At 51.1% G+C, this 13,886-nt stretch carries 12 protein-coding genes; 11 read left to right on the forward strand and 1 reads right to left on the reverse strand.

Annotated features, from left to right (window positions below; genetic code table 11):
* Window positions 1-31 precede the first annotated feature (31 nt).
* The 4 genes from walK to NYE29_RS10240 all read left to right on the forward strand — a co-directional run bounded on the left by walK (window position 32) and on the right by NYE29_RS10240 (window position 4,837).
* Complete coding sequence (walK, locus tag NYE29_RS10225; RefSeq protein ID WP_445322203.1) at window positions 32-1,789, forward strand: cell wall metabolism sensor histidine kinase WalK; 1,758 nt, start codon at window positions 32-34, stop codon at window positions 1,787-1,789.
* On the forward strand, window positions 1,786-3,063 hold the full coding sequence (locus NYE29_RS10230; protein WP_340895782.1) for a YycH family regulatory protein: 1,278 nt from the start codon (window positions 1,786-1,788) through the stop codon (window positions 3,061-3,063). The genes walK and NYE29_RS10230 overlap by 4 nt, the downstream gene beginning before the upstream one ends.
* Window positions 3,064-3,268: 205 nt before the next feature.
* Window positions 3,269-4,012, forward strand: coding sequence for a two-component system regulatory protein YycI (yycI, locus tag NYE29_RS10235; protein ID WP_076111722.1), 744 nt, complete (start codon window positions 3,269-3,271; stop codon window positions 4,010-4,012).
* Between the two features lie 18 nt (window positions 4,013-4,030).
* The gene (locus NYE29_RS10240; protein WP_340895787.1) at window positions 4,031-4,837 is read left to right on the forward strand and encodes an MBL fold metallo-hydrolase; all 807 of its coding nucleotides are present in this window, start codon (window positions 4,031-4,033) and stop codon (window positions 4,835-4,837) included.
* Here the strand turns inward: NYE29_RS10240 and NYE29_RS10245 are convergent.
* Window positions 4,806-5,012: a hypothetical protein gene (locus tag NYE29_RS10245; RefSeq protein ID WP_076111723.1), complete on the reverse strand. Its 207-nt coding sequence runs from the start codon at window positions 5,010-5,012 to the stop codon at window positions 4,806-4,808. The two genes, NYE29_RS10240 and NYE29_RS10245, sit on opposite strands and share 32 nt — an antisense overlap.
* A 376-nt stretch (window positions 5,013-5,388) precedes the next feature.
* Between NYE29_RS10245 and NYE29_RS10250 the strand changes: the two genes are divergently transcribed.
* The 7 genes from NYE29_RS10250 (at window position 5,389) to cydC (ending at window position 13,849) form a co-directional block, all read left to right on the forward strand.
* Window positions 5,389-6,636: a S1C family serine protease gene (locus NYE29_RS10250; protein ID WP_076111725.1), complete on the forward strand. Its 1,248-nt coding sequence runs from the start codon at window positions 5,389-5,391 to the stop codon at window positions 6,634-6,636.
* 388 nt (window positions 6,637-7,024) lie between these two features.
* Complete coding sequence (locus NYE29_RS10255) at window positions 7,025-7,225, forward strand: cold-shock protein (protein ID WP_019914582.1); 201 nt, start codon at window positions 7,025-7,027, stop codon at window positions 7,223-7,225.
* Between the two features lie 203 nt (window positions 7,226-7,428).
* Window positions 7,429-7,659 (forward strand): cold-shock protein, encoded by a 231-nt coding sequence (locus NYE29_RS10260; RefSeq protein ID WP_038598212.1) that lies wholly within the window; start codon window positions 7,429-7,431, stop codon window positions 7,657-7,659.
* Between the two features lie 224 nt (window positions 7,660-7,883).
* Entirely contained in the window at window positions 7,884-9,287 is a 1,404-nt protein-coding gene (locus tag NYE29_RS10265) for a cytochrome ubiquinol oxidase subunit I (RefSeq protein ID WP_076111727.1), read from the forward strand.
* Complete coding sequence (gene cydB, locus NYE29_RS10270; RefSeq protein ID WP_340895792.1) at window positions 9,274-10,290, forward strand: cytochrome d ubiquinol oxidase subunit II; 1,017 nt, start codon at window positions 9,274-9,276, stop codon at window positions 10,288-10,290. The genes NYE29_RS10265 and cydB overlap by 14 nt, the downstream gene beginning before the upstream one ends.
* A complete protein-coding gene (gene cydD / locus NYE29_RS10275; RefSeq protein ID WP_340895795.1) occupies window positions 10,290-12,053 on the forward strand; it encodes a thiol reductant ABC exporter subunit CydD in 1,764 nt (587 codons plus the stop codon). Before cydB ends, cydD begins: the two co-directional genes overlap by 1 nt.
* Window positions 12,050-13,849: a thiol reductant ABC exporter subunit CydC gene (cydC, locus tag NYE29_RS10280; RefSeq protein WP_340895798.1), complete on the forward strand. Its 1,800-nt coding sequence runs from the start codon at window positions 12,050-12,052 to the stop codon at window positions 13,847-13,849. Before cydD ends, cydC begins: the two co-directional genes overlap by 4 nt.
* The last annotated feature ends 37 nt before the right edge of the window (window positions 13,850-13,886 follow it).

Below are 13,886 nucleotides of genomic sequence, written 5' to 3' on the forward strand. Positions count from 1 at the left end.
CATTATTTACGTGCTGCTGATTCTGATCGCGATGCAGCTGATCGGTGTATATTTTGTCAGCTCGATGAAGAATTCACTGACTGATAACTTCACCAAAGATTTAAAGGCACGGGCAGAAATGTTGTCGATCCTTACGGCAGATAAACTAGGCAGCGAAGCCGGAACAGCCGGTGAAGAGACTGCGGTGGAGAGTCTGCGCGGAATGGTCAATAATCTGTATATCAGCGGAGCTGAAATTCAGGTACTGGATGCGAGCGGTAAAATTATTACGACATCTGTCCCTTCGCAAAATGATTATGTCGGGCAGCGGAACACACAAACTGTGGTCAGCCGTGCCCTGCAAGGCATCAGCGATAATGAGGAATATATCATTGCCGATGATAATGTGCGCAAGAAGGTGGTCGCCAAGCCGGTTCTCTCCGGCGACAAAGTGGTAGGGGCGATTTATATTGCTGCCGATATGAAAGATTTATACGCCACGATGAGCCGGATTAATAGCGTGTTCCTCTCCGGTCTGCTGCTGGCGCTCGCCCTGACGGCCGTTCTGTGTGTCATTCTCGCCCATACGATCACGCATCCTATCAAGGAGATGACCCGGCATGCCACAGCGGTTGCTGAGGGCCGGTTCAACCGTAAGATGCCTGTATTCGGCAACGATGAAATTGGGCAGCTCAGTCAGGCGTTCAACTACATGACAGGAAGGCTCCGCGAAGCGCTGTCGCAGAATGAAGAGGAGAAGGAGAAGCTTGCTTCCATCCTGACCAATATGAGTGACGGCGTGGTTGCTACTGATGAAAGCGGCGTGGTGATTCTGATGAATACCCGGGCAGCAGATATGCTGGGAGCGGAAGGCCCGCTTCCGGAAGGGGCACCGCTCGATGAGCTGCTCGGTCTCGATCATGAGCAGTCGGGGTCGCTTGCGCAAGGCAACGCCCAATCAGCAATGCTTCATCTCTCGCCAATGGGCGGAGGCGATCCCAATATCGTCCGGGTGACCTTCACCCCGATTCACCGCCGTGAAGGCGGAGGAATCGCCGGAACCATTGCGGTGCTGCAGGATGTTACCGAGCAGGAGAATTTGGAGGAATCGCGGCGGGAGTTCGTGGCGAATGTCTCGCATGAGCTGCGGACTCCACTGACGACGATCAAGAGCTATGTTGAAGCGCTTGATGATGGTGCGCTCGATGATCCGCAGCTTGCTGCGCGGTTTGTCGGAGTCATCCGCAATGAGACAGAACGGATGATCCGGCTTGTTACGGATCTGCTGCATCTCTCGCGGCTGGATTCGAGGGAATCGAGCCTGCGCATTCAGCAGACGGATATCTCCGAGATGCTGGAGGATGTGGCCGACCGCTTCTCCTTCCAGATTCGCCAAAAACGAATTCATATCAGTACAAGAGTGCGCAAGGAAGTCGCCACGGCCTGGCTGGACCGCGATCAAATTGATCAGGTGCTGGGCAATTTGGTCTCCAATGCGCTGAAATATACGCCGGAAGGCGGAACCATTCAATTGGAGGCACTAAAAACCGAAGATGGAATGCTGGCTGTTTCTGTACGTGATTCCGGGATTGGGATTCCCAAGAAGGATATCGAACGGATTTTTGAACGTTTTTACCGGGTTGATAAAGCCCGCTCGCGCAATATGGGCGGCACCGGACTCGGGCTGTCCATTGCCCGGGAAATTGTCAAAGCGCATGGCGGGTCAATTTCCCTGCAGTCAGAGCTTAATGAAGGCTCGCTGGTAACCTTCACACTGCCTCTGATAGAGCAAAGGGGGAGTGTACTGTGAAGGAAACAATCAAGTCATGGATTCTTGCCCTGCTCGTTTGCGGAAGTCTTGTAGAGAGCTATTATCTGATCTACCGGCTGCCGGGGAGCGACTCCGCGGTGATGTCGGAGAAGCTATATGTGAAGACAGATAATATGGGGCCCGAAGAGAAAGTTGAGAATCTGCTCTACCCTGATAAAATGATCATTCATATGGGGGAGGACAAGCATACGCTGTTTTATCCCGGCTCCACCTTCTATGACCTGATCATGAACCGGCTGAAAGGACGCGGGTTTGAGAGCTTTCAGCGGCGCTCGGTGCAGGATTTCGATTGGGACAAGATCCGCAGTGAGAATTCGGGCATTGAGCTGTCCTTCGGTGCCGGCATTCCGGTAACCTTGCTGCAGCGGGTAATGCAGCTTGCTCCCGATTCGCTGTTCCAGGGAGAAAGCATTGACCGGATCTGGATTTACAATGTTAAAAATGATTCCAAGGCACATGCCGTCTTTTTCAGCACCAGAGGTGATATCGTATATGAAGCGGCTAAGGCTGATTTGACCGTTCAGGACGTGCAGCAGCATGTGGATTTCGGTATGAATTGGACGCCATATACCGTAGTGAATGGCGATTATTATGTGCCGGAAGAAAAAATATCGCTGGTTGAGGTGGAAATTCCCTCCGGCATGTACACCATTGAACAAATGCAGAACAATCTATTCTTTGATGCCGGTAGCACCAGATATATTCCAGAGAAGGATGGCTCAAAGATTTATACAGACAGCAAACGCAGCCTGCAGGTTGATCAGGAACAGAACTGGATGAGCTATAGCGATCCGGCTGCACTTCCTGCGGGTGAGAGTACACCTGCGAAGGATGCCCTGGAAGCGGTGGATTTTGTCAACAAGCATGGTGGATGGAACGGTACATACCGTCTGGCATCAACGGAGGAAGGCAACCAGGAGCGGACCGTTTCCTTCCAGCAGTACTACGGTTCTTATCCGATTATGAGCAAGCCGAAGCTGCAGTATGGCGTTATTAACCTGGAGCTGCAGCAGGGCACAGTATCCTCCTATGAGCGATCGCTGATGTATACAGAAGAGGGAAAAGCCGTTAAACAGGTTGTGGAGCTTCCCGGTGGCGATGAGCTGCGGGCTAAGCTGGCCCAATTCAGTGAAGCTTCGCCTGTGAAGGATTTGACCCCGGCCTATGTTGCTTCAGTAAACGGGGAGAAGCTGAAGCTCCTGCCGGTATGGCGGGTAACGCTCCGTGACGGTACTTTCCTTACACTGAACTAGAGTAATAGACACGCGGGAATTCACTCGACGAGGCAGAATCAACGAAGCTAATGCTCACAAAAAAAGTGGATGCTTCCGAAGCTAGTTTGTTCGAGGTAGATTCAATGAAGTGAATGCTCACAAACGAAGCGGATGCTTCCGAAGCTAGTTTTGTTCGAAGCAGAATCACGAAGTGAATGCTCACAAAACTTTAAGGAGGAGCGGTATGGACTGGGGAAGAGCCAAAAATGTGCTGATTTACGCCTTTCTGGTATTGAATCTGCTGCTTTGTTATCAGCTCTGGATGGACTTGCGCGATCAGGCCAGTGCCAATCTGGATTTCACTTCCCTGTCCGCAGAAACGCAGGCGGTGATGGAACAGAAGGGGATTCGTGTGTTGTGTCCCATTCCGGCTGCCACTCCGCAGCTGCCCGACATCACTTACCGCTACTCCGGGGAGGAGCAGAATGAGGAGCCGGTTGAACTGAAGGTGCCTATAGACAGCAAGCTGATTTATTCATCATTTGCCGAACTGAGCAGCTCACTGGCAGGCCAGATCACAGACATCGCCAATTATCGCTTTGATTCGCAGGAGAGCGAGGTCGGCAAATTTGTACTTCATCCACTGGTCGACCATAAATGGTCTTTGTTCAGAGTGCGGCTTGAGCTGATCAACAGCGATCAAAAAATTGTGGCTTACCGTTGGCCGAAGATTGAAATCGGAGCTACAAGCAGTGACGAAGATATCCAGAAGGTGCTTCCGGCCTCACAGGCACTCAGCAGCCTGATTGAGAAATATTTTCCGGCGGATTCGGTAGTTAAAGAGATTGAGCTTGGCTATTATGGGGAATTGTTCAACTCTGAAAGCCAGGTGGCTTCGCCAATGTGGCGCTTTATGCTGGAGAACGGCAACGCCTATTACGTCGATGCCATCAGTGCGGACATCATCAGTCCGAAGACAACAGAGTAGAAGGAGCAGGAGAGAGATATGGGGATTTCATTTACGGTACTGTCCAGCGGTTCTACCGGCAACGTAACAGTGGTGCGAAACGGGGAAACGGCGCTTATGATCGACGCGGGCCTCAGCGCCAAACGGATCGACGAGCTGCTCGCGATGCGTGAGATGACAGGCAAGGAGATAGACGGAATACTGGTTACGCATGAGCACTCGGACCATATCAAGGGACTTGGAGCCATGGCCCGCAAATACGATCTTCCGATCTACGCCAACTCCAATACCTGGGGGGCGATTGAGAAGGGGATCGGCACTATTGCCGAGCATAACCGGATTATTATGGAGACCGGACAGCACAGGGATTTCGGCAGTCTGCGGGTAGAGTCATTTGCAATCTCCCATGATGCGGCTGAACCGGTAGGGTACAATTTTTATGATGGCAAGGAGAAGCTTTGTGTTGCTACGGATCTTGGGTATGTCAGTGATAAAGTGCGGATGGCGATTGCCGATTCGGATGTGCTGGTACTGGAGGCCAACCACGATATAGAGATGCTGAGAATGGGGCGTTATCCGTGGAATACGAAACGGCGAATTCTGGGCGATTTAGGCCATCTTTCCAATGAGGCGGCGGGAGCGGCACTAAGCGAGATTCTTACCGGACGGACCAAACGGACCTATCTGGCTCACTTAAGCCGGGATCACAATATGATGGATTTGGCCAAAATGTCGGTGCGCGGGGCAATGGAAGACCGGGGCTGCTTCTTCAGAGACAGTGAGTTCAGATTGTGCGATACCTATTATGACCAGCCTACGCCGTGGGATAAGGTGAGCCAGTCATAAGCTGGTCTACCTCCGTAATTTTACGTTCCAATTCTTGGCGTGAGAAAAGCCCTTTATCAATCAGCAGCTCGATCAGGGCGCTTTGAACCAGGATCAGATGATAGTGTTCATCCTTCAGGTCACCGAGTTTGCCGATAAATTGCACCAGATCCATACTTGTTGAAAAAGATTCCATATTTATTCCTCCTTTTGAGCTAAACGAAAGCTGATCTGTAAAAAATTTGTAGGGATTTTGCGTCAGAAAAAACGTGGGTGCCAGCCCCGCCTGTGATACAATCATAAAGAGCAGAATTAAGCCTGAGTTTAAATAGTACTTCTATTATTGTAGTCTTTTAAGTTGGAAAATATTCCGGATTGAAGCTTATCCTTTTTTAATATGTTGCAAGAATAGGAGACCCCTTGCGCTTATAACACACACATTTGTGGTGAATGAATGAAGTGAAACCTTTTAGAGCTTTCAGGAGTCTAAGAGATAAAGCGGAAAGCTCGGGCGTGGTTGCTTGGCGTTCAGGTCATGGATGCAGTGGCAATAGAGGGGAGAGGATGTAACGGTGGGACTGTTTGATGATGATTTTTATTCAACCAAGGTACCGCGGCGCGAAGGCAGAGAGCAGGAACCCTCTAAGGTCTTAACGAGCCGGAATTGGTCTGCCCGCAAATCACGGCGGAGTCTGGCAACTTGGCAGGTGTCTGTCATTAGCTCAGTGATCAGTGCGGTGGTTGCAGTGCTTCTGTTCAGTCTGGCTACAGGCCAGTTGACACAGGAGAAGGCGGAGCAGCCGAAAGTGATTGAGAAGGTGACTGCAAGCAGCGGTGACCCGTTTGAGCGGATTGTTCAGGCTGCGGCTCTTGTCCGACCGGCCGTTGTGAGCATAATTAATCATAAAGAAGATAACAAGGAACTTAACATTCTCGACGAGTCGGCACTTGGCTCGGGAGTGATCTATAAGAAGGATGATAACAAGGCCTTTATTATTACCAATAATCATGTGATTGAGGACTTCGGCAAGCTGGAAGTCGTTATGGTGAATGGTGAGACACGCAAGGCGACACTTGTGGGTACGGATAAAGTAAGTGATATCGCAGTGCTCTCCATTGATGCCAAAGGTATTACCACAGTTGCCCAGATTGGTGATTCCTCCAAACTGCGGTTTGGGGAGACAGTCATTGCTATCGGCAATCCGCTGGGACTTGGCGATAGCTTGACCTCGGGGATTGTCAGCTACACAGAACGGACCATTCCCGTATCACTGAACCAGGACGGTGTCTATGACTGGGAACAGGAAGTCATTCAGACGGATGCTGCAATTAACGAGGGCAACAGCGGAGGCGCACTGGTCGATCTGGACGGCAAGGTGATTGGTATTAATACAATGAAGATTTCCGATACAGGCGTGGAGGGACTTGGCTTTGCCATCCCGGCGAATCATGTTATGGAAACGGCGGGTGAGCTTGAGGCAAACGGGAAGATTGCCCGCTCTTATCTGGGAGTGTATTCCGTGGATCTGAATAACCCTTATGTGCCGCTCGCGGAAGACCAGCGCAAGGAGCTTAATCTGCCAACCACCGTTAAAGACGGAGTAGTTGTGCTGGATGCGGTAGGGCCGGCCAAGGATGCAGGACTGCAGTTCAATGATGTGATTACCAAGTTTGACAATGAACCAATCACATCGACCCTTTCGCTGCGCAAGTATCTGTATGATCACACCAAAATCGGAGATGATCTGAAGATTACTTATTACCGCAACGGAGAGGTAAAGCAGGTGACGGTGAAACTTCTTGAAAAACAAAAGGAATAAAAGCGGCATCAGCCGTATATAATAATGTGGCAGTCAAGATAAGCGAGACGGCCCAGCCGTCCTTATTATAAAATTAAGGACGGCATCCGTTTCGAAGTCAAATCATCTGGGTATATTACTTAATATGGATGCAAATCCCCCTTTTTATAAAGACTGGTAGCCCTTACATTGGGAACAGCACCTTATAAGGGGAAATACGGATATATTCGGATGTTGGCTTGCCTTTGTAACTCCGGTGTGGTAACATGAGATTAATCATACATTTGATACCTAATTCTCGTATTGAAAAGGGCTGTCAATGCTAATACAACCTTTTTCAATGTGTGAATTTTTTCTTTGTTTGAAGATAAAAAGAACATATTAATTTAAATTTGTGGAGGTAACACACATGCAAACAGGTACAGTTAAATGGTTCAACGCAGAAAAAGGATTCGGTTTCATCGAAGTTGAAGGCGGAAGCGACGTATTCGTTCACTTCAGCGCAATCACTGGCGACGGCTTCAAAACTTTGGACGAAGGCCAACGCGTTGAATTCAACGTTGTTCAAGGCAACCGCGGACCACAAGCCGAAAACGTTGTAAAACTGTAATAATAGAAGCACCGTCCCCGCTTTTGCAAGTTGGGACGGTCTTTTTTTATAAGATCAACTGCTATATCATCATGAAACTAACAACATGATCTTGAAGTAGAGCAACTGCAAATGAAGGATTTGTAAGCATCTTAGAAAGAGTATAATTGGATGCTTTTTTACTTGTTTCTCAACTTGTAACATAAAGGAAGGGAGGAACGGCAATGAACTACCGGAAGAAGCCTTTAGAGGAAGTACCGGAAGAAAATACCGCAATTTGGGCCTGTACCAATGATGGATGCAACGGATGGATGAGGGATAATTTCGCATTTGAACATGCGCCTTCTTGCCGTCTCTGTCATGCCCCAATGGTTCGCAGCATGAAGATGCTGCCGCAATTGCTTAATTCTAATGGCGATCTCAAATCGCTGAAGAAGGGTATTTCGATTACCTAACCAATGCCTTTATGAGTCAAGCTTTCTATAGAACGACGAACAAATCCAAGACGGTAAAACCGTCTTATTTTTTTTGCTTTCTGAACGTAATATTGTGATATTTGTCACAAATTTATTGTTTTTTAGCCCGAATCCGGGTGTATAATGTGATAATTATCACACTTTAGCCCTTGAATTTTTGACAGAATAGACATAACGAATGGGGAGAAGAAAGGGGAAGAAACATGGATACAGTTATGCTGTCGCGTATACAATTTGCGTCGACGACGATCTTTCATTACTTCTTTGTACCGGTATCTATTGGACTTGCACTCTTGATCGCGATCATGGAGACGATGTATGTCCGAAAAGGCAACGATGAGTACAAAAGAATGGCGCAGTTTTGGGGAAAGCTTTTTCTCATTAACTTCGCAGTAGGGGTAGTAACAGGGATATTGCAGGAATTCCAGTTCGGAATGAACTGGTCCGATTATTCCCGCTTTGTCGGGGATGTATTTGGGGCTCCACTTGCGATTGAAGCGCTGCTGGCGTTTTTCCTGGAGTCTACTTTTATCGGCTTATGGATTTTTGGCTGGGACAAAGTCTCCAAGAAGATTCATTTACTGTCCATCTGGATGGTAGCGCTGGGAACGATGTTATCGGCATTCTGGATTCTCGCAGCCAATTCTTTTATGCAGCACCCTGTTGGTTTTGCGATGAATAATGGCCGGGCCGAAATGAATGACTTTCTGGCTTTGATTACAAACGGACAATTGCTGGTGGAATTCCCGCATACGGTGCTCGCGGCTTACGCTACAGGGGCATTTCTGGTAACGGGTATCAGTGCCTATAAAATGCTCAAGAAGCAGGATGTGCCTTTCTTTAGAAAATCGTTCGAAATTGCGGCGATTGTCGGCATTGTCTCCTCCATGGGGGTAGCCGTTGCAGGTCATGCCCAAGCGCAGTATCTGGTAGAGACGCAGCCGATGAAGATGGCAGCTACGGAAGCCCTTTGGGAGGACAGTGGTGACCCTGCGGCTTGGACAGCCAGTGCTTTTATTGATCCTGACAATAAATCAAACTCCGGGGAAATCAAGATTCCTTATATGCTGAGTTTCTTGTCCTACAGTAAGTTCTCCGGTGAAGTTAAAGGGATGAACACGCTGCAGGCGGAATATGAACAAAAGTACGGCCCGGGGGATTATATCCCGCCTGTGCGTACGACGTTCTGGAGCTTCCGGATCATGGTGGTCGCAGGCACGCTGATGATTGTGCTCGGTATGTATGCGATGTATCTGATGTGGCGCAAAAAGATGGAACGTCCGAACACCTGGTTTATGCGGTTCATGTTCTGGGGGCTGCTGCTTCCGCCAATTGCCAATACTGCAGGCTGGATCATGACAGAGATCGGACGTCAGCCTTGGACGGTATTCGGATTAATGACGACAGAAGACAGTGTGTCTCCTAATATATCGGCTGGACAGGTGCTGTTCTCGGTGATCTCCTTTACGGCGATCTACGCTATTCTGGGAGCGGTACTGATCGGATTGTTCATCAAAGTTATCAAAAAAGGCCCTTATGCCATGGATAACGATCACGGTGAGTCGCATGATCCATATAATAAGGAGGGATCGCATGCTTTCTCTTAATGAATTGTGGTTTGTGCTGATTGCGGTATTATTTATCGGATTTTTCTTCCTGGAAGGCTTCGACTTCGGCGTAGGAATGGAAACGCAGTTCCTGGCCAAGAATGATACGGAACGCCGGGTGCTGATCAATTCAATCGGACCGTTCTGGGATGCGAATGAGGTATGGCTGTTGACGGGTGCGGGCGCGATGTTCGCTGCTTTCCCCAACTGGTACGCAACGCTGTTCAGCGGATTCTATATTCCGTTTGTCTTTGCCCTGCTGGCGCTGATTGCCCGCGGTGTCGCCTTTGAATTCAGAGGCAAACGCGATTCACTGGCCTGGAAAAGAACCTGGGACGCCTGCATCTTCTTCGGCAGCTTCCTTCCGCCGTTCCTGCTGGCAGTAGTGTTCGCGAGCTTCATTAAAGGGTTGCCGATTGACGGTGACATGCAGATGTATGCCGGATTCTTCGACATCGTGAATGTGTATACCGTAGTCGCAGGGATTACTGTAGTGCTGCTTTGCCTGGTGCATGGTTTGATGTTCACGACGCTCCGTACGGTTGGCGATCTGCAGGTTCGTGCGCGCAAGCTGGCGCAGAAGCTATTGTACCCGCTGGCTGCGCTGCTGGTTGCTTTTGTAATTATGACTTACTATATGACAGATGTGTTTGAACAACGTGGTGCCCTGCTGCTGGTATTAGTGATTCTAGGCATTGCCGCCTTCGTTCTGTCCGGCTATTTCATGACCAAGAAGAAAGACAGCTGGGCGTTCGGGATGACCGGAGCGGTTATGGCTTTGTCGGTGCTGTCGATATTTGTGGGCCTGTTCCCACGGGTTATGATCAGCTCTATTGATGAGGCGTTTAATCTGACGATCACCAATGCGGCTTCGGGCCAGTATTCACTGAAGGTGATGTCGATTGTGGCGCTGACGCTGCTGCCGTTCGTGCTCGGTTATCAGATCTGGAGTTATTTCATCTTCCACAAACGGGTTCACGAGAAGGAGCATCTTGAATACTAATGGATAAAAATTTGCTTGGGTACAAAGGAGTTAAGCCGGTCTTTCTGATCGTAGGCTTCCTTACCCTGGTGCAAAGCCTGTCCATTCTTCTGCTGGCCAAGTCGCTGGCAGAAGTAGTCTCTGCGCTGTTTGCGGGAGAACCGCTGAAGGAACAAGGGGCGACAATGCTCTTGTTCCTTCTTGCGTTTCTTGTACGCCATGCCTGCGCCATGCTGATGAGCCGCGTCTCTTACCGCTTCGCGGAGAACACTGGCAGCAGCATGCGGAGACAAATGATGGACAAGCTGTTCCAGCTGGGACCGAGGCTGGCGGGCGACCGGGGCACGGGAAATCTGGTTACGCTTGTGCTTGAAGGAGTAACGAAGTTCCGCACCTATATAGAGCTTATTATTCCGCGGATGGTAGGGATGGCGGTAACACCGGTCTTGCTTCTGGTATACATCTATACTCTGGATACGTCGAGTGGTGTTATTCTGACCCTGACGATGCCGATTATTATCGTCTTTATGATTCTGATCGGAATGACCGCCCGCAAGCAAATGGACCGCCAGCTGAAATCTTACCGGACGCTGTCCAATCATTTTGTCGATTCGCTGCGCGGGCTGGAGACGCTGAAGTTTCTCGGGCGCAGCCGCAGTCATAGTGACAGTATTGCCGAGGTCAGTGACCGCTACCGTTCGGCTACAATGCGTACGCTGCGTGTAGCTTTTCTGTCTTCCTTCGCGATGGACTTCTTCACGATGTTATCCGTGGCCTCAGTAGCGGTAAGCCTGGGCCTGCGGCTGGTCAATGAGCAGATGACCCTGGTTACCGGGTTAACCATTCTGATCCTGGCGCCGGAATATTTCCTGCCGGTCCGGCTGGTCGGAGCGGATTTCCATGCTACGCTGGATGGCAAGGAAGCTGGTGAAGCGATGAAGGACATTATCGACCGGGATACGGTAACAGCGGAGGTATTGGAGGCTGGGAGAACGGAAACCTCTACAGCCGCGCCGTCTTCTGCCGCTGTATTTACTTGGCGGCAGGATAGTGTGCTAAAGCTGGAGCAGGTTGGCGTTAAATATGAAGCAGACGGGATTGCCTCGCTGGAGGGCGTTAACCTGGAGTTCAAGGGTTCTGCGAAGATTGGAATTATCGGAGAGAGTGGCGCAGGTAAATCCACATTAGTCGATATCCTGGGCGGCTTTCTGCATCCTACCTCAGGGAGCATAAGCATTAACGGGAATCGTGTCAGTGCGCTTACCGATGAGGAGTGGCGCAAGCAGACCTCATATATTCCGCAGCGGCCGTATATTTTCAGCGGCACGCTGGCGGATAATGTACGTTTCTATTATCCGGAAGCTTCTACGGAAGCTGTTGCTTCGGTGATGGCCGCCGCAGGATTATCCAAGCTGGTGGAGTCGCTGCCAAGCGGGCTGGATGAAATGATCGGCGGAGGCGGCCGCTCGCTCAGCGGCGGTCAGGAACAGCGCGTCGCGCTGGCCCGTGCACTGCTGAGCAGCCGTCCGGTCATGCTGCTCGACGAGCCGACCGCCCATCTCGACATTGAGACGGAATACGAGCTGAAGCAAACGATGCTGCCGCTATTTGCAGGGAAACTTGTGTTTCTCGCCACCCACCGCCTGCACTGGATGATTGATATGGATCTGATTGTCGTGATGCAGCAGGGACAGGTGGCCGAGGTTGGCACTCATCCGGAGCTAGTTGCCCGGCGCGGTGCTTATTATGAGCTTATTCAAAGTCAATTGGAGGGAATCCATTGAAACGTGAAGGATGGTTTGCTCCCTATGTCTCCCCTTATTTCTGGCGGTTTCTGCTGATTATCGTGCTGGGTGCGTTGACGATTTTCTCAGCTTCGTCCCTGATGTACACCTCGGGATTTCTGATCTCAAAGGCGTCCATACCGCCAGAAAATATACTGATGATCTATGTGCCGATTGTCGGCGTGCGCACGTTCGGGACGAGCCGGGCGGTCATCCACTATGCGGAACGCCTGGTCTCGCATGATACGATCCTGCGGATTCTCTCGAAGATGCGGATCCGGCTGTACAATATCCTGGAGCCGCAGGCGCTGTTTCTATCTTCGCGGTTTCGTACCGGGGATATTCTCGGCATGCTGGCCGACGATATTGAATATTTGCAGAATGTGTATCTGCGCACTGTATTCCCAAGCATTATTGCCCTCCTGATTTACGCGGCGGCGGTGATTTCCATCGGCACGTTTGATGTGGCTTTTGCCCTGCTGATGGGACTCTATATGCTGGTGCTGGTAGTTGTGCTGCCGCTGATTTCCCTGCTGCTGACGCAAAAACGCCAGCGGCAGGTGAAGCAGGAGCGCAACCGCCTCTACCAGAAGCTGACGGATGCTGTGCTGGGGATGGGCGACTGGGTGATCAGCGGACGGCAGGGGCAATTCGTGGAAACCTACGAGGCCGATGAGAGAGCTGTCGCCCGCACCGACGGAGCGCTGCGTCGCTGGGCGCGCCTGCGCATGTTCATCGGGCAGGCGGTTGTTGGCATCGGCGTGCTGTCGATGCTGTACTGGGCCGCCGGCCAATTCGCGGACGGGGCCATTGCCGGAACGCTGATTGCAGCGTTTGTACTGGTGGTGTTTCCGGTAGCAGATGCTTTCCTGCCGGTCTCGGAAGCGGTGGAGAAGATCCCGCAATACCGCAATTCGCTGGAGCGCCTGTCCGGGGTGGAAGCCGCGGAAGGAAATATGGCGGGGGCAGCACCGGATTCGGGGAAGGCTGACACTGCCCGCCATGTGGATGCTGCGGTCAAGGCGATCAAGGAAACAGGGCAGGCGCCTATCCGGCTGGAGAATGCCGGTTACCGCTATGCTGCGGGAGATGACTGGTCGATCCGCAATCTGACGCTCGATATTCCGCAAGGCCGGAAGGTTGCTGTTATCGGGCGCAGCGGGGCAGGGAAATCAACACTGCTGAAGGTGATTCAAGGCGTCATTACGCCTTCCGTCGGTTCGGCCACGATTAAGGGCATTGAAGCTTCCGCTTATGGCGAGAGAATTCCGCAGCTTATTGCCGTGCTGAACCAGAGCCCGCACTTGTTCGACACTACCGTAGCCAATAATATCCGGCTTGGTAATCCCGATGCGTCTGATGAGGACATTAAGCAGGCCGCCAAGCTGGCCAAGCTGGATACACTGATCTCATCGCTGCCGGAAGGCTATAACACAGCGGTGCGCGAGGCGGGCCAGCGCTTCTCCGGCGGGGAACGCCAGCGGATTGCCCTGGCGCGGATTCTGCTGCAGAATACACCGGTAGTTGTGCTCGACGAGCCAACCGTCGGGCTTGACCCGCGTACAGAGCGGGACCTGCTGGCTACTATGTTCGAGGCCATGGAGGGCAAGACGCTGATCTGGGTCACCCACCATCTTGTCGGTGCAGAGCAGATGGATGAAGTAATCTTTATGGAGAACGGGTTCGTGGAAATGCGCGGCACCCATGCCGAGCTGATGGACAAGGAACCGCGCTACCGCAAGCTGTATGAGCTGGACCGGCCAAGCGGGTTCGTGAACACGGCACCAGGAGAATAGAGATGTATACGAAAAGGCTCTTTCCACCCGATTGGGG

This window comes from Paenibacillus sp. FSL M7-1046, from assembly GCF_038007405.1.
Lineage (GTDB): Bacteria > Bacillota > Bacilli > Paenibacillales > Paenibacillaceae > Paenibacillus_AQ.